General features: G+C 67.1%; 16 protein-coding genes. 8 read left to right on the top strand and 8 right to left on the bottom strand.

The features are described 5' to 3' along the window. Positions 1-6 precede the first annotated feature (6 nt). On the bottom strand, positions 7-693 hold the full coding sequence (locus SZ55_RS11935) for a PspA/IM30 family protein (protein ID WP_044405871.1): 687 nt from the start codon (positions 691-693) through the stop codon (positions 7-9). A gap of 14 nt (positions 694-707) precedes the next feature. Further along, on the bottom strand, positions 708-1,325 hold the full coding sequence (gene bacA / locus SZ55_RS11940; RefSeq protein WP_044405874.1) for a biofilm formation regulator BacA: 618 nt from the start codon (positions 1,323-1,325) through the stop codon (positions 708-710). 226 nt (positions 1,326-1,551) lie between these two features. Between bacA and SZ55_RS11945 the strand changes: the two genes are divergently transcribed. Both SZ55_RS11945 and SZ55_RS11950 read left to right on the top strand, forming a co-directional pair. Then, complete coding sequence (locus tag SZ55_RS11945) at positions 1,552-2,751, top strand: CaiB/BaiF CoA transferase family protein (RefSeq protein ID WP_044405875.1); 1,200 nt, start codon at positions 1,552-1,554, stop codon at positions 2,749-2,751. Between the two features lie 186 nt (positions 2,752-2,937). Beyond that, entirely contained in the window at positions 2,938-3,498 is a 561-nt protein-coding gene (locus SZ55_RS11950) for an RNA polymerase sigma factor (protein ID WP_044405876.1), read from the top strand. Between the two features lie 43 nt (positions 3,499-3,541). Here the strand turns inward: SZ55_RS11950 and SZ55_RS11955 are convergent, their stop codons facing one another. Then, on the bottom strand, positions 3,542-4,237 hold the full coding sequence (locus tag SZ55_RS11955) for an EndoU domain-containing protein (RefSeq protein ID WP_044405877.1): 696 nt from the start codon (positions 4,235-4,237) through the stop codon (positions 3,542-3,544). Positions 4,238-4,425: 188 nt separating this feature from the next. Here SZ55_RS11955 and SZ55_RS11960 point away from each other — a divergent pair, with 188 nt between their 5' ends. The 3 genes from SZ55_RS11960 (at position 4,426) to SZ55_RS11970 (ending at position 6,050) form a co-directional block, all read left to right on the top strand. Then, positions 4,426-5,049: a hypothetical protein gene (locus SZ55_RS11960; protein WP_044405879.1), complete on the top strand. Its 624-nt coding sequence runs from the start codon at positions 4,426-4,428 to the stop codon at positions 5,047-5,049. Positions 5,050-5,248: 199 nt separating this feature from the next. Next, a complete protein-coding gene (locus SZ55_RS11965; RefSeq protein ID WP_044405881.1) occupies positions 5,249-5,587 on the top strand; it encodes a hypothetical protein in 339 nt (112 codons plus the stop codon). A gap of 172 nt (positions 5,588-5,759) precedes the next feature. Further along, positions 5,760-6,050 carry a hypothetical protein gene (locus tag SZ55_RS11970; RefSeq protein ID WP_044405883.1) on the top strand — a complete coding sequence of 97 codons (291 nt, stop codon included), beginning with the start codon at positions 5,760-5,762 and terminating at the stop codon, positions 6,048-6,050. Positions 6,051-6,116: 66 nt separating this feature from the next. On the opposite strand, the gene thrC is transcribed toward SZ55_RS11970, so the two are convergent. From thrC to xerD, 4 genes are all read right to left on the bottom strand, one after another. Beyond that, complete coding sequence (gene thrC / locus SZ55_RS11975; RefSeq protein ID WP_044405886.1) at positions 6,117-7,526, bottom strand: threonine synthase; 1,410 nt, start codon at positions 7,524-7,526, stop codon at positions 6,117-6,119. A gap of 88 nt (positions 7,527-7,614) precedes the next feature. Next, on the bottom strand, positions 7,615-8,919 hold the full coding sequence (locus tag SZ55_RS11980) for a homoserine dehydrogenase (protein WP_044405888.1): 1,305 nt from the start codon (positions 8,917-8,919) through the stop codon (positions 7,615-7,617). 111 nt (positions 8,920-9,030) lie between these two features. Then, the gene (locus tag SZ55_RS11985; protein ID WP_044405891.1) at positions 9,031-9,762 is read right to left on the bottom strand and encodes a DsbC family protein; all 732 of its coding nucleotides are present in this window, start codon (positions 9,760-9,762) and stop codon (positions 9,031-9,033) included. A 348-nt stretch (positions 9,763-10,110) separates the two neighbouring features. Then, on the bottom strand, positions 10,111-11,007 hold the full coding sequence (gene xerD, locus SZ55_RS11990; RefSeq protein ID WP_044405893.1) for a site-specific tyrosine recombinase XerD: 897 nt from the start codon (positions 11,005-11,007) through the stop codon (positions 10,111-10,113). Between the two features lie 75 nt (positions 11,008-11,082). Here xerD and SZ55_RS11995 point away from each other — a divergent pair, with 75 nt between their 5' ends. Continuing rightward, complete coding sequence (locus SZ55_RS11995) at positions 11,083-12,897, top strand: cation:proton antiporter (protein ID WP_044405895.1); 1,815 nt, start codon at positions 11,083-11,085, stop codon at positions 12,895-12,897. 98 nt (positions 12,898-12,995) lie between these two features. After that, positions 12,996-13,673: a hypothetical protein gene (locus SZ55_RS12000; protein WP_044405897.1), complete on the top strand. Its 678-nt coding sequence runs from the start codon at positions 12,996-12,998 to the stop codon at positions 13,671-13,673. Positions 13,674-13,688: 15 nt separating this feature from the next. On the opposite strand, the gene SZ55_RS12005 is transcribed toward SZ55_RS12000, so the two are convergent. Beyond that, complete coding sequence (locus tag SZ55_RS12005; RefSeq protein ID WP_044405899.1) at positions 13,689-14,111, bottom strand: acyl-CoA thioesterase; 423 nt, start codon at positions 14,109-14,111, stop codon at positions 13,689-13,691. Between the two features lie 492 nt (positions 14,112-14,603). Between SZ55_RS12005 and SZ55_RS12010 the strand changes: the two genes are divergently transcribed. Continuing rightward, positions 14,604-18,260, top strand: coding sequence for a transporter substrate-binding domain-containing protein (locus tag SZ55_RS12010; RefSeq protein WP_044405902.1), 3,657 nt, complete (start codon positions 14,604-14,606; stop codon positions 18,258-18,260). Positions 18,261-18,342 lie beyond the last annotated feature (82 nt).

An 18,342-nucleotide genomic window follows, 5' to 3' on the forward strand; every position in this document is an offset into this window, starting at 1 on the left:
GGTTTGTCAGCGTTTGTCCCGCAGCCTCGCCAGGACGCTGTCGGCGCTGCTGGGCCCGGTGGCGATGCCGGCGGCCCGCAGGCGCGCTTCCAGGTCATCGCCGCGCTCGGCACTGGCCAGTTCGTCGGCCGCCTCCAGCCGCGCGGCACGCTCGGCCTGCTGGCGCTTGAGGCGCTCCAGCGAGTCCAGGGCGGTGCCCAGGCGGCTGTGGGTATCGCCCTGGCGCTGGGCCACGGCCTGCTGGGCACGCTGCACGCTTTCGGTGGCCTTGACCGTGTCCACCTGTTGCTTGAGGTGGCGGATGTTGGCCTCGGCCTGGGTCACGGCCTTGCGCAGCTGGGCGACCTGCGTGCTGAAGCCTTCGGCCTGGTCGCGCTCGCTTTGGTGCTGCGCTTCCAGCTCGGCGATCTTCTCCGCCACTTCACGGGCCAGGGCCTCGTTGCCGCTTTCCAGGGCCTTGAGGGCATAGCCTTCGTATTCGTCGACCTTGGCCTGGCACTGGGCGGCGCGCTCGTCGGCGAGCTTCTGCCGGGCCATGACGCCGGCCAGGGCTTCGCGGGCCTGGCGCAGGGCCTGGTCAGCGTCGCGGATCTCCTGGTCGAGGATGCGCAGGGCCTGGCTGTCCACCAGGGCGTCGCCGGCTTCGCCGAGGCCACCACGCAGGGCGTCGATCAGCTTGCTCCATACGTTCATGGGTTTCTCCGGGGTCAGGCCTGGGGCGCCAGGTAGCCTTCGTAGGCTTCCGTGGCGCGGATGACGTTGCTGGCCAGGGTCTCGATCTCGAACACCACGTTGGACAGGATCGAACGGGCGCTCAAGGCGCCGAACATGATGTAGCAACGCTCGCCGCCGGGACGCGTCTCCAGGCCGATGCTGGAGAGCGGAAAGAGCTGGCGGCTGAGCAGGATTTCTTCGTTGAAGCGCGCCACGTCGCGGACTTCGGACTGGGGCCAGAGCAGTGCCTCGACGAGGATCTGCTCGCCGTGCACGGCGAGGAACAGGGGCAGGTCGCCGAACTCGCGCATGGTCACCAGCAGGCTCGGCTCGGCGCCTTCGATCAGTTCCACCTGGGCCTCGCCCTGGCGGAACAGCTCGGTGGCGGCCAGGGCGTCGCACAGCGCGCGGGCGTTCCAGATCTGCGGCATCTCCATCGCATTCTCCTGTTCCAGGTGAACCGGCCCCGGCTGGGGCTGGCGCAGCGTCCGCTCCACCGCGAGCAGCGCGCGGGCGTTCTCGGGGAGGATCCAGACCTCTTTCTTGACCAGCCCCTGGTCACGCAGGCGCTGGCGGAAGAGTCGCTGGTAGTGGGCGGATGATTTCTGCATGGGGTCGGAGCCTAGACCATCACATGTGAGTCCGCAATAGCTCACATGTAATAGTCGCGCACCGATTCACACCACCGATTCCCGAGCCGATTAGACCTGCCGATGCCCGCCAGGGACAGCACGGATGTCCAGGTGCGCGACGGGGTTCGCGTTACGCCGGTGGCTGCCAGGGGCGAAGGGATCGTCTAGGCTAGCGCGACCTTTTCCACTGCCCTCCCGGACGACCATGGACACCTCCCGCAAGCCCCTCGCCGGCCTGAAAGTGATCGAACTCGGCACGCTGATCGCCGGCCCCTTCGCCTCCCGCCTGTGCGCCGAGTTCGGCGCCGAGGTGATCAAGGTGGAGTCGCCCGACGGCGGCGACCCGCTGCGCAAGTGGCGCAAGCTCTACGAAGGCACTTCGCTGTGGTGGTTCGTGCAGGCGCGCAACAAGAAATCCATCACCCTCAACCTCAAGCACGCCGAGGGCCTGGAGGTGCTCAAGCGCCTGCTGGCGGAGGCGGACATCCTCATCGAGAACTTCCGCCCCGGCGTGCTGGAGAAGCTGGGGCTGAGCTGGGAGGTGATCCACGCGCTGAACCCGAAGCTGGTGATGGTGCGCCTGTCCGGCTTCGGCCAGACCGGGCCGATGAAGGACCAGCCGGGCTTCGGCGCGGTGGGCGAGTCCATGGGCGGGCTGCGCTACATCACCGGCTTCGAGGACCGCCCGCCGGTGCGCACCGGCATCTCCATCGGCGACTCCATCGCCGCGCTGTGGGCGGTGATCGGCGCGCTGATGGCCCTGCGGCACCGAGAGGTGAACGGCGGGCTCGGCCAGGTGGTGGACGTGGCGCTCTACGAGGCGGTGTTCGCGATGATGGAGTCGATGGTCCCGGAGTTCGACGTGTTCGGCTTCATCCGCGAACGCACCGGCAACATCATGCCCGGCATCACCCCCTCCTCCATCCACACCAGCGCGGACGGCCGGCACGTGCAGATCGGCGCCAACGGCGATGCCATCTTCAAGCGCTTCATGCTCGCCATCGGCCGCGAGGACCTGGCCAACGACCCGCAACTGGCCAGCAATGACGGTCGCGATGCGCGCCGCGACGAGCTCTACGGGGTGATCGACCGCTGGGTGGCAGCGCTGCCGCTGGAGCAGGTGCTGGAGACGCTGAACCGCGCCGAGGTGCCGGCCAGCCGCATCTACTCCGCCGAGGACATGTTCAGCGACCCGCAGTTCCTCGCCCGGGAGATGCTGCTGCAGGCCCGCCTGCCGGACGGCCAGCCGTTCCGCATGCCGGGCATCGTGCCCAAGCTCTCGGACACCCCCGGCTCGGCGGACTGGATCGGCCCGGAGCTGGGCCAGCACAACGCCGAGGTGCTCGGCGAGCTGGGCTACGACACGGCCCGCATCGACGCCCTGCGCGCCGCCGGGGCGATCTGACGCCCCTGCCCTTCCCCTAGCGCTCTCTCCGCGCGCCCTGCCCAACGGGGCGCCATCCACCCCCTCGTACGTCCCCTTCGTCCCCTTCACAAACCCGGGAAACCTTTCGTCCTGCTTGCTCCAGCCGGCCTGGCAAGGGCTGCCCCTGCAGTACCGCCACCGGCACCAACAAGGAAAGGTACGAGCATGGCGAGCAACCCGGACGCGAGCCTCGAGACAGGCACGCCGCATCACGTGTGGAAACTGCTGATCGAACATGAACCCGTGCTGCGCAGACGCTGCCAGCAACTCACCGCCAACCGCCAGGATGCCGAGGACGCCCTCAGCGAACTGCGCCTGCGGCTCTTCACCCTGCTGCTGCGCGAGCCCCAGCGCCTGGAGCGCATCGAGAACCTGCCGGCGTGGTTGCGACGGGTGGCCAGCAACCACTGCATCGACCGGCTGCGCAGCGCCCCGAGCACCTGCAGCCTCGACTGGCTGGACCTGCACCCGGCCGACAGCGCCGGCAACGAACCCGAACGCCAGGCCTGCCTGCGGGAGGCGATGGAGACCCTCGGCAAGGCGCTCCACCAACTGCCGCCCAACCTCGGCGATGCACTCTGGCAGCACTGCGTGGACGGCATGGCCTACGGCGAGCTGGCGCGCCACCTGCAGATCAAGGAGCCCAACCTGCGCAAGCGGGTGCAACTGGCCCGCGATCAGCTGAGGCAACAGGTCGGCGGGTTGTGCCAGGGGCTGCAGCCCTGAGGGGCGCCGGAGAGCCCACCTCGCACGCGAGGTGGGCCCAGGTTCAGAAGCTGGCGATGGGGTAGACCGTGCTCAGCGTCCAGAGCCCCGCGACCTGCTTGATGTAGCCCCCGACAGTAAAGGGATTGCCCCCTTCACCGGTGCAGTAGCCCACGGCGCCGATCGAGGGAGCCGACGGGCCGGCAAAGAAGTTGGCATACGGGGGACGTGCAGGGCCACCAGGCGGCGGCGGAGGAACGAATGGGCCGACATCCTTGAAGGGATGGGTATAGGCGTAGCGGATCGAGGCGATCACCTGTACCTGGCTGCAGCTGTCCGGAAAGAAGGTGGACGGAGCAGCCTTGGGCACCATCACACCAGCGGCATTGGCCACCTGAATCCCTCTGCCCAGGTAGCGATAGGGGCCGGGGTGGTTGATGCCAGGCTGGACGATGTAATGCACCCCGGCGGTGATCCGGGCGGCGAAGGGCGCGCCAGGCGCTGCCCCCAACAGTGGATCATGGCTGTTGGGCCGCGAGTGGAAGCCCGTCGCGACCCCGGCAGCATTGACCTCGCCGCAGAAGACGTGGCGTTGGTTGATCTGCGGGTTCAGACGACTGTTGGCCAAGCCCGCGCCGACCTGCACCGGCACCGGGTTGACCCCGGGGGCACCGGCCGTGCAGTCGATCTGGGCGAGCACTGGGAGGCTGCAGCAGGCGGCCAGCAGGCCGAGCGGCAGTGCGTTAACGAAGCGATCCATGGCATTTCTCCTTGACTGGACTGGGCGGAAGGTGCCCAGCAGGCAAGACGCAACGCGGCTGCATCCGTGAAGGCCGCACCGACACCCAGCACGCGACGGCACGGCACTTCACAGCCGCCCCTGCCGGCCGTCAGGGAGACAGACCCGGGCATTCGCCAGGGTCACAACGGAACCAAGGAGAAAAGGACATGACGACTTTCAACGTGAACTTCAATGTGGACGACATGGAAGGCAAGACCGTGCTGGTCTTCCTCAAGCCGCAGAACCCGCAGCGCGACTACCGCGTCCACGCCTGGCAGGTGCTGACCGGCTCGGCCGGTGCCACGGAGTCCTTCGACTACGAGGCGGTGATCGAGACCGACGTGAGCAGCCTCGGCGAGAAGGCCGGCAACCAGATCATCTCCGGGCGCCGCCCCATCCTGCCCGGCCAGCTGCTGCAGGCGGTCAGCCCGAGCGGCCTGTCGCCGCAACTGGAGCCGGCCTCCACGTCGCTGGCGCTGGAGAAACTGACGCCCCAGCAGTGCGGGGTGATCAACAAGACCAACCCCTACACCCAGTTCGACAGCAACTGGTACGTCAACGGCCGCCCGGTGGTGACCATGCCCAAGGTGGACTCGCGCATGACCGTGAGCTTCGAGTACGAGCCCAACTTCTACTTCATGGTCGCCACCCCGCCCATGATCGGGCAGACCTACATCGTGCAGAACTTCTCGGACATGACCCGCTACGTGGCGCCCATCACCGCCACCGAAGTGGACGTGACCCTGACCCGCCCGAGTGGCCTGTGGACCTTCGACTTCATCGCCCGCTGAAGCCCTGGCGCACCGCATGAAGAAGCCCCCGGCGAGTGATCGCCGGGGGCTTCTTCGCATCTGGCACGCTGCGGCATTCACCCGGCATACCGTGGGATGACTCGGAACAGCAGGGGCGTGGCGCCGAAGCCCGCAGCACCTGGGGTAGGATCGGGCCCGACGTCAGCACTGCGCCACCAGGCGCCAGGAGAGGTGAAAAATGGAACGTTTTACCGAGGATCTGGCCCGACTGGATCACTTCGTACTGCGCGCACTGCGCTTCCAGGCCATGGCCCTGGTCTTTCTGATGCTGGGTCTGCTGCCGGGGATCGCAGGCTTCTACCTGCTGGATGGCCTTGGCTGGCACGAGGCCACGCTGAACGCACTGTCCATGCTGGGCTCGGTGGGCCTTGCACACCCGCCGAGCAGCCTGGCTGGCAAATACTTCGCCGCGCTGTATGGGTTGTTCCTGGACAGCGTCTTCCTGGTGGCGCTCGGTGTAGTGGTCACCCCGTTCGCCCACCGCCTGCTGCACCGCTGGAACCTGGCCAACGACTGAGCCTGCCATCAACCGTTTCCCGTACCTGGACAAGGCCGGCACCCTGAGGGGAGCCGGCTTTGTCCAGGTTGCATCTGTGAACAGCCATCAACCGGCAAAGGGGTGGGGACTGGCCCATGATCGGTGTCTGCCCCATTGCGTCCGGGGCCTGACGGAGACAGGGAGAAAGGACATGAAATATGAAATCAAGGTCATCAATCAGAGCCAGCAGGGCAGCGACCGGGTGATTTTCCAGCAACCGCCCCAGCTGCCGAACACCCCTCGGCCCATAGCCTGGCAGGTGATACGCGACATCAAGGCGCCGGACATGAAGATCGACTTCAAGCTCGACTATGGCGTCTATGTGCCCGGACAGCGCGCCGTCTCCACGCCGGTGGACATGACGAACTGGGGAGCGCTGGAGCTGGAAAGCAGCGCACCTGCAGCAGAACAGGACGCGCAGGGGAAAGAGAGCACGGACTGATCCGCCCCGAAACAACAAAAAGCCCCTGGCGATCGCTCGCCAGGGGCTTTTTCATGGCCGTTCAGCTCAGAGCGGCTTGCCGCGGTTGCCGTGGGCAGCAACGAAGGCCTGGACCTGCTTGAGGTCGTTGGCCAGCACGGTGCAACGCTCTTCGCGCTGGAACAGGTCGGACAGGTGCGCCGGCAGCGCCGGGGCCTGGCCAACGCCGGCCTTTTCCACCGCTTCGGGGAACTTGACCGGGTGCGCGGTGCCCAGGGTGACCATGGGGGTGGACAGGCTGCGGCGGCATTCGCGGGCGGCGCGTACGCCGATGGCGGTGTGCGGGTCCAGCAGCTCGCCGCACTCCTTGTAGACCTCGGCGATGGTCTCGCAGGTCTGCTCGTCGGTGACGGCGAGGGAGTCGAACAGCTTGCGGGCTTCGGTCCAGCGGTCCTGCTCGACGCTGAAGCCGCCACCTTGCTTGAAGGTGTCCATCAACTGGGCGATGGCGGCGCCGTTGCGGCCGTGCAGGTCGAACAGCAGGCGCTCGAAGTTGGACGAGACCATGATGTCCATGGACGGCGACAGGGTCGGGTGCAGGGTTTCCTTGACGTACTGATTGCCGCTCATGAAGCGGTGCAGGATGTCGTTGCGGTTGGTGGCGACGATCAGCTGGCTGATCGGCAGGCCCATGTTGCGCGCCAGGTAGCCAGCGAAGATGTCGCCGAAGTTGCCGGTGGGCACCGAGAAGGCCACGGAACGCGCCGGGCCGCCCAGCTGCAGGGCAGCGTGGAAGTAGTAGACGATCTGGGCCATGATCCGCGCCCAGTTGATCGAGTTCACGGCCACCAGGCGGGTGCCCTTGAGGAAGCCCTGGTCGGCGAAGCTGGCCTTCACCATCTCCTGGCAGTCGTCGAAGTTGCCTTCGATGGCGATGTTGTGGATGTTCTCGCCGAGGATGGTGGTCATCTGCCGGCGCTGCACCTCGGACACGCGGTTGTGCGGGTGCATGATGAAGATGTCGACATTGTCGCAGCGGCGGCAGCCTTCGATGGCGGCCGAGCCGGTGTCGCCGGAGGTGGCGCCCATGATCACCACGCGCTCGCCGCGCTTGGCCAGGACGTGGTCCAGCAGGCGGCCGAGCAGTTGCAGGGCGAAGTCCTTGAAGGCCAGGGTCGGACCGTGGAACAGCTCCAGCACCCACTCGTTGCCGTTGAGCTGGCGCAGCGGCGCGACGGCGTTGTGGGCGAAGACGCCGTAGGTTTCCTCGAGGATCTTCTTGAAGTCGGCGTCCGGGATGCTGCCGGTCACGAAGGGGCGCATCACCTGGAAGGCCAGTTCGTGGTAGGGCAGGCCGGCCCAGGAGGCGATTTCCTCCTGGGTGAAGCGCGGCAGGTTTTCCGGGACGTAGAGGCCGCCGTCGCTGGCGAGGCCGGCCAGCAGGACGTCTTCGAAGTTCAGGGCCGGGGCCTGGCCGCGGGTGCTGATATAGCGCATTTCTTCAAACCTTCGGTTCGAGCCGCCGGCAGCGCGGCGCCAGGCGGCGTCTGTGCACCGGGCGGGCCTGCGCGCGGGCGGCTCCGAGTTAATTGAGCTGTTCGACGCGGATGCGGACTACGCTGCCCACCACGTCGTCGAGGGCTTCCAGTGCGGCGATGGCGTCGTTAACGCGCGCTTCGACGACCCGGTGGGTAACCAGAATCATCGGCACCAGGCCATCCTGCTCTTCGACTTCCTTCTGCATGATGGATTCGATGTTGATGCCACGTTCGGACAGGATGGTGGCCACCTGGGCCAGTACGCCCGGGTGGTCCTTGGCCTGGATGCGCAGGTAGTAGGCGCTCTCGCAGGCTTCGATCGGCAGGATCGGGTGATCGGACAGCGCATCCGGCTGGAAGGCCAGGTGCGGTACGTGGTTCTCCGGGTCGGCGGTCAGGGCGCGGACCACGTCCACCACGTCGGCGACCACGGCAGAGGCGGTGGCCTCCATGCCGGCGCCGGCGCCGTAGTAGAGGGTGCTGCCGGCGGCGTCGCCGTTGACCATCACGGCGTTCATCACGCCGTTGACGTTGGCGATCAGGCGGTCGGCCGGGATCAGGGTCGGGTGCACGCGCAGCTCGATGCCGCTGCTGGTGCGGCGGGCCACGCCCAGGTGCTTGATGCGGTAGCCCAGGGCTTCGGCGTAGTTGACGTCGGCGCTGGTGAGTTTGGAGATGCCCTCGGTGTAGGCCTTGTCGAACTGCAGCGGGATGCCGAAGGCGATGGACGCGAGGATGGTCAGCTTGTGGGCGGCGTCGATGCCTTCCACGTCGAAGGTCGGGTCGGCTTCGGCATAGCCCAGGGCCTGGGCTTCCTTGAGGACGTCCTCGAAGGCACGGCCCTTCTCGCGCATCTCGGTGAGGATGAAGTTGCCGGTGCCGTTGATGATGCCGGCCAACCAGTTGATGCGGTTGGCGGCCAGGCCCTCGCGGATCGCCTTGATCACCGGGATGCCACCGGCGACGGCGGCTTCGAAGGCGACGATGACGCCCTTCTCGCGGGCCTTGGCGAAGATCTCGTTGCCGTGGACGGCGATCAGCGCCTTGTTGGCGGTGACCACGTGCTTGCCGTTCTCGATGGCCTTGAGCACCAGGTCGCGGGCCAGGGTGTAGCCCCCGATCAGCTCGATGACGATGTCGATCTCAGGGTTGTTGGCCACGTCGAAGATGTCGGCGGTGATGGGGGTGGCACCGGTTTCGCACTTCGGGTTGGGGCGACGGGCAGCGATCTGGGCAACCTCGATTCCACGCCCGGCACGGCGGGCAATCTCCTCGGCGTTGCGTTTGAGTACGTTGAAAGTGCCGCCACCGACGGTCCCCAGGCCACAGATGCCTACTTTTACCGGCTTCACGCTGAACTCCCCATTTCACTGCGAAAAACGGCCGGCGAATCGCCGGCCGTATAAAAGAACCGCACTTTACGAAGCGCCCGATTGTTGGTCAATCGAGCTGGCGCCCTCGCCTCACTTGGCGTCGAGCGCGAGCTTGGCCAGTTGCGGGGCGGGCTGGTAGCCCGGAATCAGCTGGCCGTTGCCGAGAACAATGGCGGGGGTGCCGTTCACACCGATCATCTGGCCCAGTTCGAACTGCTTGGCCACCGGGTTATCACACTTGGCGGCGGGCACCTCGAGGCGGGACTTGGCCTGGTTCATGGCGGCCTGCCGGTCCTTGCTGCACCAGACGCTGACCAGGGTGTTGTAGCCGTGGCTGCCGATGCCCTGGCGCGGGAAGGCGACGTAGCGCACTTCGATGCCGCGACGGTTCAGCTCGGGCACTTCGCTGTGCAATTTCTGGCAGTAGCCGCAATCGGTGTCGGTGAAGACGGTGATGTGGGCCTTGGCCGGCTGGTCCTTGGGTGCGAAGACCACCATCTCACTGGCGGGGATCGCGTTGATCTCCTTGGCAATGGAGCGGCTTTCGGACTGCTCGGTGAGGTTCACCGGCTTGCCGTTCTGCACGTGGTACAGGTAGCCCTGCATCAGGTACTGGCCGTCGGCGCTGGTGTAGAGCATGCGGCCGCCCTTGAGCTGGACCTGGTAGATGCCGTCCAGCGGGCTTTCGCCGATGGATTCGACGGGCAGGCCGAGGTCAAGGCTGGCGAGGGTCTTGCGGATGGCCTGGTCCGGATCGTCGGCAAGGCTGATGGAGCTGACCAGGCCGAGGGCCATGGCCGCGAAAAGGCGGGTCACGCGCATGGTTACTCCTGTGGAGCGGCGACTGTCGGATAGGTGCGAAAGCCTAACACAGAAGGCCTGCCGGGCCGTGCAGAGGAGCCGAACGGTGGCTCGCCGGGGACGGCTGGGCGGTGCTGTGAGGGCTGCGCGGAGGTTGGAGCCGGTGTGGGCGGCCAGGTTCCCTGAAGCAGCCCTCGGAGGATGCAGGAGGCGGCCTTGGGGGGTGTAGGCAAAAAGCGGGGCGACGCGGAGCGAAGTAAAGCGTCGGGCAAGACGTCCCTGTCGGGGCCGCATCGCTCAGTTGAACCCCGGCCCGGCCATCCATGGCCGGTCGTTCGCCGGGGCGACGCATGCGTCGCCTATTCCGGCTCACCCCCTCGGGTGGTGGCGGGCGTGGAGGTCCTTGAGGCGGGCCTGGGCGATGTGGGTGTAGATCTGGGTGGTGGACAGGTCGGCATGGCCAAGCAGCATCTGCACAACCCGCAGGTCGGCACCGTGGTTGAGCAGGTGGGTGGCGAAGGCGTGCCGCAGGGTGTGGGGTGACAGGGGCTTGAGGATGCCGGCCACCTTCGCCTGGTGCTTGATGCGGTGCCAGAAGGTCTGGCGGGTCATCTGCTCGCCACGCAGGCTGGGGAAGAGTACGTCGCTGGGCTTGCCATCCAGCAGGAAGGGCCGCGCTTCGCGGACGTAGCGCTCGATCCAGGCGATGGCTTCCTCGCCCAGCGGCACCAGGCGCTCCTTGCTGCCCTTGCCGAAGACCTTGACCACGCCCTGGCGCAGGTTCACCTGCTCCAGGGTCAGCCCCACCAGTTCGCTGACCCGCAGGCCGCAGGCGTAGAGCACCTCCAGCATGGCGCGGTCACGCAGGCCGATGGGGTCCTCCAGGTCCGGCGCCTCCAGCAGGGCCTCCACATCGGCTTCGGACAGCGACTTGGGCAGCGGCCGGCCCAGCAGCGGCATCTCCACCTGCAGGGTCGGGTCCTCGGCGATCTCGCCCTCGGCCAGCAGGAAGCGGTAGAAGCCTCGCGCGCCGGACAGGAAGCGCGCCGTGGAGCGGGCCTTGTAGCCCTGCTCCAGGCGCCAGGCGAGGTGGTCCAGCAATACGTCGCGCCCGGCCTCCGCCAGGTTGCAGCCGCGCTCGTGCAGCCAGCCGTTGAAATGCGCCAGGTCGCTGCGGTAGGCGGAGCGGGTGTGGGGCGAAAGGCCTTTCTCCAGCCAGAGGGCATCGAGAAAGCGGTCGATCAGGGGGTGGTCGAGTGCAGGCATGGGGAACGCTGGTGGGATGAACGGCGTCTAGTCTTCCACAAGGTTCCCGCCCCTCACCAGCGACAAGGAGTCCTGATGGACGAAACCCGCATCCTCCTGGCACTCGGCGGCATCGGCCTGGCCGCGCTGTGCAGCCAGTGGCTGGCCTGGCGCCTGCGCCTGCCGGCGATCCTCTTCCTGTTGCTGTCGGGCATCCTCGCCGGGCCGGTGCTCGGCGTGCTGGACCCGGGCGCGCTGTTCGGCCCCCTGCTCTTCCCGCTGACGTCCCTGGCAGTGGCGCTGATTCTCTTCGAGGGCAGCCTGACGCTGCATCTGTCGGAATGGCGCGAAATCGGCTCGGTGGTCCGCCGCATGGTGACCCTGGGGGCACTGGCGACCTGGGTGGTGATCGCCGTGGCCACGCACCTGCTGCTGGGCTTCTCGTGGGAGCTGGCGGTGCTGTTCGGCTCGCTGACGCTGGTGACCGGGCCGACGGTGATCGTGCCGATGCTGCGGGTGGTGCGGCCCCGGGCCTCGGTGGCGAACATCCTGCGCTGGGAAGGCATCGTCATCGACCCCATCGGCGCCCTGGCGGCGGTGGTGACCTTCAGCTTCATCGTCAGCCGCGACCAGGGCGGCTGGAGCCAGAGCCTGGCGACCTTCGCCGGGGTGATCGGCTGCGGCACGCTGCTCGGCGTGCTGGGCGGCTGGGCACTCGGCGTGGTGCTGCGCCGCCACTGGCTGCCGGAGTACCTGCACAACCTGGCGGCGCTGGCGGCGGTGCTGGGCGTATTCATCGCCTCCAACCTGCTGGTGCACGAGTCGGGCCTGCTGGCAGTGACGCTGATGGGGATGTGGCTGGCGAACATGCGTGGGGTCGATGTGAAGCCGATCCTGCACTTCAAGGAAAACCTCAGCGTGCTGCTGATCTCGGGGCTGTTCATCCTGCTGGCAGCGCGGCTCGACCTGAAGGCGCTGCTGGCCCTGGGGCCGGCCACCCTGGCGTTGCTGGCGGTGATCCAGTTCATCGCACGACCGCTGAACATCGGCCTGAGCACCCTGGGCTCGGCTCTGGGCTGGCGCGAGCGGGCGCTGCTGGCGTGGATCGCTCCCCGAGGCATCGTGGCAGCGGCGGTGTCCGCCATCTTCGCCCTGCGCCTGCAGGAGCACGGCGACCCGAATGCCCAGTTGCTGGTGCCGCTGACCTTCCTGGTGATCATCGGCACGGTGGTGCTGCAGAGCGCCACCGCCCGCCCCCTCGCGCGCCTGCTGGGGGTAGCCGAGCCCGCACCGGCAGGCTTCCTGATCATCGGTGCCAACCCGGTGGCGCGGGCGCTGGGCAAGGCGCTGAACCAGCTCGGCAGCCGGGTGCTGCTCACCGACTCCAGCTGGGAGAACATCCGCGCGGCGCGCATGGACGGCTTGCCCACCTACTTCGGCAACCCTACCTCCCAACATGCCGACGCCCACCTGGACCTGGTGGGGCTCGGGCACCTGCTGGCGCTGTCACCCTCCAGCGAGATGAACGCCCTGGCCTGCATGCGCTTTCGCCACGATTTCGCCGAGCCTCGCCGCTTCACCCTGCCCAGCGGGGCGGACAGCCGGCGCAGCGACAAGCACCGCAGCAGCGAGCAGGTTCGCGGCCGTGAGCTGGGCCTGCCGGCACTCACCTATCCACAGTTCGCCAGCCGCCTCGGCCGTGGGGCGGAGATCCGCATCACCACGCTGACGGAGGCCTTCGACTGGGCGGCCTACCAGGCGTTCCACGGGAACCGTGCGACCTTGCTGCTGGCCCGTGACACCCGGGGCTGGGTGCACATCGCCGGGCCTTCGCAGGCGCTGGAACCCCAGCCGGGCTGGAGCCTGGTGGCCCTGGTGGATGCCGACACTGTCAGCGACGCGGAGTCATAGACCGATGGCGATGTAAGCCTATCCTTCGTTGGGTGACAGCCTCTTCCCACAAGAGGATGATTCTACCTTGCCACTATCCCTGCCCTGGTCCCGCCCTCATGTCCAACCATCAGAACTCGCGTCTTGGCCAGATCCTGGTCAACAAGGGACTGATCACCACCCAGCAGCTGGATGCTGCCATCAAGGTTCAGCTCACCAGCGACAAACGCCTGGGTGAGGTGCTCATCGAGCAGGGCCTGCTCAGCAAGCGGCAACTGGAGAAGGCGCTCAAGCGCCAGAGCAACCTGCGACTGGCGGCGACACTGGTGGCGGCGCTGCTGAGCCCGTTCCAGATGATCAGCGCCCAGGCCCAGCAACTGCCCAGCGCCATGAGCCAGGACTACGTGCCGCCCGGCATGCAGCCGCTGAGCGAGGCGGAGATGAGCAGCGTCAGCGCCCAGGGCCTGGACGATGTGCTGCAGGGGCTGTTCGTGCAGGCGGAGGCAGGCGACGGCATCGCCACGGTGCAAAGCCTGGCGCGCCTGGTGATGCCGGTGCTGAACAGCCTGGAGGCGGAAACCTCGATGAAGGGCGTGGTCTACGACACCTCGCGACTGACCTCGACGATGAACGCCGACGGTTCCATCAATGTGCGCCTACCCAGCTCCATCGGCGAGCTGCGCTTCGACAATATCCGCGTGGCCGGCAGCGGCCCGAACGCCGGGAGCTTCGGCAGCCTGACGCTGCACGACATCGACCTCTCCCAGGCGTCCCTGAAGATCGCCATGCGCCCCTGAAGGCAGCCCGCCGACTCAGTCGGCGGGGATTACCGCTTCCGGCAGCACCGGCACCGGACGCTTGTCATCGTCGATGGCGACGAAGCTGAACGCGCCGCTGATGGCACGCTCGCGCCCGGCCTCGTACATCCCTTCGACGAACACCTCGACCTCCACCTTGAGGCTGGTGTTGCCCACCTTCACCACACGCCCGATCAGCTCGACGATGGAGCCGGCCGGTATCGGGTGCTTGAAGTCGATGCGGTCGGTGGAAACCGTCACCAGCGGCAGCCGGCAGAAGCGGGTGGCGCAGATGAAGGACACCTCGTCCATCCAGGCCAGCGCGGTGCCGCCGAACAGGGTGTTGTGGTGGTTGGTGGTCGGCGGGAACACCGCCTTGGTCACTCGGCTCTCGGACAAGGCGATGCGCCGCTCTATCTCTCGTTCTCTCGGGGTCATGCCACGACTACCTCGGTGAATCCCACTGTGGCGGCCACGTTTCGGTGACGGCTGGGCTTGCAGGTGCACCCTGCGATATACGCAGGGCCTCCGCGTTCCCGTCGATGATCGGCAGGAGCGCTCTCCCCGCGGCCAGACCGCGGGGCGCGGATTATTCCACAGCCACTGCCGCCACGATGGGGTGAGGAGCCAACGGCGGAATACCCCTCTCTGGAGAAGGTCCGGTTCCGGCAACTGACAACGACCTTTCTCGAAATCCGGCCCTGTATCAGCCGGGTCTCTCGCCCCTTGCAGCCACTTGCGCCGGACATGCTCGGAATAACCAGAATTTCCGACTTCAGGTAAGTAACGTCCGATCAAAAAGCGGGAAAAACCTGAAACACGCTCATAACCCCTCCCCCCACATAGGCCCGACCGGGGCACTGGGATATTTTCTCTGCGCGGCGCCCAGGGTCTGCAATCCAGACCGTCCGCCACCATTAGGAAACGACCATGTGCCTCCGTCTGCTCAAGCCCCTCGTGCTCCTCGCACTCACCGTGCCCCTGCTGGCGCAAGCCGCTTCCCAGTCGATTCCCCTCGGTGCCCGTCCCCTCGCACTGGAAGAGGACATCACCCTGGAGCCCGAGGAACGGGCCTGGCTTGCCCAACGCGGTGAGCTGCGGCTGGCGATTGCCGACGACCTCCCCCCCTTCGACATCACGTCCAGCGGCCGCGACTTCGAAGGCATCACCGCGGACGTCGTCGGCCTGCTGTCGCGCCAGTTGCAGGTGCCCATCCGCGTCGAGCGCTACCCCAGTCGGAGCGCAGCCTTGCGCGCAGTGAGCAGTGGCGAGGCCGACCTGCTCAGTGCGTCCAACGACTTCGAAGGCCGCGAACAGGCACTGGCCTTGAGCCTTCCCTATGCGCCCGACCAGCCCAGCCTGGTCGCCCGGCAGCAGGACAAGCGCGACTGGCCCCGGGATCTGGACAGCCTGCGCATCGCCATCGTCGGCAACTACCTGCCCCTGGACATGGTGCAAAACCGCTATCCGGACGCCATCCTGACGCTCTACCCCTCCACCAGCGCGGCCCTCAACTCGGTGGTCGACGGCGACAACGACCTGTACCTGGGGGATCTGGTCAGTGCGAACTACCAGATCAACCAGGTCTATGACGACCACCTGCACATCGTCCGCCTGGCCGACCTGAAGGCCAGCGGCATCAGCTTCGCCAGCGCACGCGGCAACACCCGCCTGCTGGCGCTGGTGAACAAGGTCCTGCAGCGCTTGCCCACGGGCAACCGCACGCCGCTGATCAAGCGCTGGAGCGGCGGCGCCAGCCCGAGCCTGCTGGACCCGGAACTGCCGTTCACCGAAGAGGAGCGCGCGTGGCTGGCGGCGCATCCGGTCATACGCGTCGCCACCTACGGCAACTACGCGCCGGTGTCGTTCTTCGACAATGAGGGCAACTACCACGGCATCACGGCGGACATCCTCGACCAGATCCGCATCCGCACCGGCCTGCGCTTCGAGATCGTCCGCACCCCGCAGCCCGAAGACATGATGAATGCCGTGCTGAACGGCGAAGCCGACATCGTCGGCGCTGACGGCCTAGCCCGCATCCGCCAGCGCGACATGGCCTACTCGCGACCCTACATGCACGTGCCGTTCGCCACCATCACCCTCAACGACGCGAAGTCCCCGTCCCGACTCAGCGAGTTGCACGGCCAGCGCCTGGCGGTGATCCGCGGCTACTTCCTCAACGACTACATCCGCAGCCGCTACCCCGGTATTCGCCTGGTGGAGACCAGCTCGCTGCTGGACTGCCTGGTGGCAGTCGCCAACGGCGAGGCGGAGGGCGCCGTGATGTCCACCATCGTCGCCGAGTACTACATCCGCCGGATGTTCCCGGAGCAGCTGCGCATCTCCGAACTCATCGACGTGCCCCAGGAAAGCATCGCCTTCGCCATGCGCAAGGAAGACACCCTGCTGCAGTCGATCCTCGACAAGGCAACCGCTGCCATCCCGCCGGATGAGCTGGCGGTGCTGGTCAAGCAACGATGGCGTTCGAACGTCGAGATCAGTGGTACGCGCACCACGGTGAACCGTGAGCTGATCATGCAGATCCTCTCCATTTCGGGGCTCCTGCTGCTGGTGTCGCTGGGCTGGATCCTCTACCTCAGGCGCCAGATCGGCCGGCGGAAGAAAGCCGAGCAAGCCCTCAACGACCAGTTCCACCTGATGGAGGCACTGGTCAACGGTACGCCGCACCCGATCTACGTTCGCGATCGCGACGGTCACCTGCTGATGTGCAATGACAACTACCTGCAGGCCCTGGCCCTCCGGCGCGAGGACGTGATCGGGCAACCGCCGCCCGCCGCCAAGCTGGGCAGCGAGGGGCAGCGCCAGACGCTGCTGGACGACTACCGCAAGGTGACCGAGTCCGGCGTGCCGCTGCGCTGCGACCGGGAGCTGTACAGCCAGGCCGGCCCCCTCAGCATCTATCACTGGATCGAGCCGTACCGGGATTTCCGTGGCGAGATCAAGGGCGTGGTCAGCGGCTGGATCGACATCAGCGAGCGCCTGCAACTGGTGGAGGACCTGCAGGCCGCCAAGGAGCGGGCCGATGACGCCAACCGGGCCAAGAGCACTTTCCTGGCCACCATGAGCCACGAGATCCGCACGCCGATGAACGCCGTGATCGGCATGCTGGAACTGGCCCTCGAACGGGCCGACCAGGGCCAGTGGGACCGCGCCGCCATCGAGATCGCCCACGGCTCCGCGCGGGACCTCCTGGAACTCATCGGCAACATCCTCGACATCGCCCGCATCGAGTCGGGGCGTCTCAGCCTGTCACCGGTGCGCAGCAACCTGCGGGAGCAGGCGGAAGCGGTGATCCGGGTGTTCGACGGCCTGGCCCGGCAGAAGAACCTGCGCCTGACCCTGGAGTTCGACCACCGCGCAGGTGGCGACGTACTGGTCGACCCGGTGCGCTTCCGCCAGATCCTCACCAACCTGGTGGGCAACGCCATCAAGTTCACCGACGTCGGCGGGGTCTCCATCGACATCCAGGCACAACCGCGCCCGGACAAGCGCCTGGGCATCCTGCTCAAGGTCGAGGACAGTGGCCGCGGCATCTCCGACGAGGACCAGGCCCAGCTGTTCCAGGCCTTCAGCCAGGGCAGCGTCGGCGCCGACGAGGCACGCCGGGGCACCGGCCTGGGCCTGGTGATCTGTCGCGTGCTCTGCGAAATGATGGGCGGCACCATTCGCCTCGAAAGCGAACTGGGCCGGGGCACCTGCATCTGGGTGGAGCTGGACCTGCTGGAGCTGGACCCGCTCCCCCGCCACGCCCGCCAGGAGGAAGAAGACGCCCCCGTGGCACGGCAGGTGCCGCTGGACGTACTGGTGGTGGACGACAACCCCGCGAACCGCGAACTGCTCAAGCAGCAGCTGACCTTCCTCGGCCACCGCGTCACCGAGGCGGTGGACGGCCGCGATGGGCTGGACCACTGGAGCAAGGGCCACTTCGACCTGGTGATCAGCGACTGCAACATGCCGGTGATGAACGGCTACGCCCTGGCCCGCGCCGTGCGGGAGGAAGAAGCCCGCCGGGAAAGCGGACGGGTGCACTTCATCGGCTACACCGCCAACGCCCAGAGCGAGGAACACGAGCGCTGCCGCAAGGCGGGCATGGACGCCTGCCTGTTCAAACCCATCAGCCTGCGTCAACTGGCCCGGCAGCTGGCCACCCTGCAGCCCTCACAGGCGCTGGAGCCCATTGAAATGCCGGAGCTTCCGGCACTGCCGGCGATGCACCCGGAGGGCCTCTTCGGCATGAAGGAATTCCTGCAACTGGCCGGCAGTGACCCGGCACTGCGCCAGCGCCTGCTGGACACCCTGCTGACTGCCAATCGCGAGGACCTCGATCAGTTGCATCGCAGCCTGGGTGAGAAAGACTGGGAGGAAGTCGCCGCAGCTGCCCACAAGATCAAAGGCGCCGCGCGGATCGTCCATGCACAGCCCCTGGTCAGCTGTTGCGAGGCCCTGGAAGAAGCCTGGGAAGGTCGGCAGCCCGAGGACGTGATGGAGCAGCTCGCCCACGACGTCACCCAGGAAGTCGAACGCCTGGAGCAGGCACTGCTGGAGTTCTGCGCCGAGCCGGTATGAGCCCCGCCCCAACGGCGAGCCGATGGCCGCCTCGGGGATGGCTCCCTACCAACCCGGCCCGCCGGCGTGACGAGCGCCGGCG

It is taken from the genome of Pseudomonas sp. FeS53a, from assembly GCF_000931385.1.
GTDB classification, from domain to species: domain Bacteria; phylum Pseudomonadota; class Gammaproteobacteria; order Pseudomonadales; family Pseudomonadaceae; genus Metapseudomonas; species Metapseudomonas otitidis.

What these genes read in the sequence shown, in the direction of transcription:
- SZ55_RS11935 (WP_044405871.1), bottom strand. Translation starts at nt 693, where the DNA reads ATGAACGTATGGAGCAAGCTGATCGACGCCCTGCGTGGTGGCCTCGGC.
- bacA (WP_044405874.1), bottom strand. Translation starts at nt 1,325, where the DNA reads ATGCAGAAATCATCCGCCCACTACCAGCGACTCTTCCGCCAGCGCCTG.
- SZ55_RS11945 (WP_044405875.1), top strand. Translation starts at nt 1,552, where the DNA reads ATGGACACCTCCCGCAAGCCCCTCGCCGGCCTGAAAGTGATCGAACTC.
- SZ55_RS11950 (WP_044405876.1), top strand. Translation starts at nt 2,938, where the DNA reads ATGGCGAGCAACCCGGACGCGAGCCTCGAGACAGGCACGCCGCATCAC.
- SZ55_RS11955 (WP_044405877.1), bottom strand. Translation starts at nt 4,237, where the DNA reads ATGGATCGCTTCGTTAACGCACTGCCGCTCGGCCTGCTGGCCGCCTGC.
- SZ55_RS11960 (WP_044405879.1), top strand. Translation starts at nt 4,426, where the DNA reads ATGACGACTTTCAACGTGAACTTCAATGTGGACGACATGGAAGGCAAG.
- SZ55_RS11965 (WP_044405881.1), top strand. Translation starts at nt 5,249, where the DNA reads ATGGAACGTTTTACCGAGGATCTGGCCCGACTGGATCACTTCGTACTG.
- SZ55_RS11970 (WP_044405883.1), top strand. Translation starts at nt 5,760, where the DNA reads ATGAAATATGAAATCAAGGTCATCAATCAGAGCCAGCAGGGCAGCGAC.
- thrC (WP_044405886.1), bottom strand. Translation starts at nt 7,526, where the DNA reads ATGCGCTATATCAGCACCCGCGGCCAGGCCCCGGCCCTGAACTTCGAA.
- SZ55_RS11985 (WP_044405891.1), bottom strand. Translation starts at nt 9,762, where the DNA reads ATGCGCGTGACCCGCCTTTTCGCGGCCATGGCCCTCGGCCTGGTCAGC.
- xerD (WP_044405893.1), bottom strand. Translation starts at nt 11,007, where the DNA reads ATGCCTGCACTCGACCACCCCCTGATCGACCGCTTTCTCGATGCCCTC.
- SZ55_RS11995 (WP_044405895.1), top strand. Translation starts at nt 11,083, where the DNA reads ATGGACGAAACCCGCATCCTCCTGGCACTCGGCGGCATCGGCCTGGCC.
- SZ55_RS12000 (WP_044405897.1), top strand. Translation starts at nt 12,996, where the DNA reads ATGTCCAACCATCAGAACTCGCGTCTTGGCCAGATCCTGGTCAACAAG.
- SZ55_RS12005 (WP_044405899.1), bottom strand. Translation starts at nt 14,111, where the DNA reads ATGACCCCGAGAGAACGAGAGATAGAGCGGCGCATCGCCTTGTCCGAG.
- SZ55_RS12010 (WP_044405902.1), top strand. Translation starts at nt 14,604, where the DNA reads ATGTGCCTCCGTCTGCTCAAGCCCCTCGTGCTCCTCGCACTCACCGTG.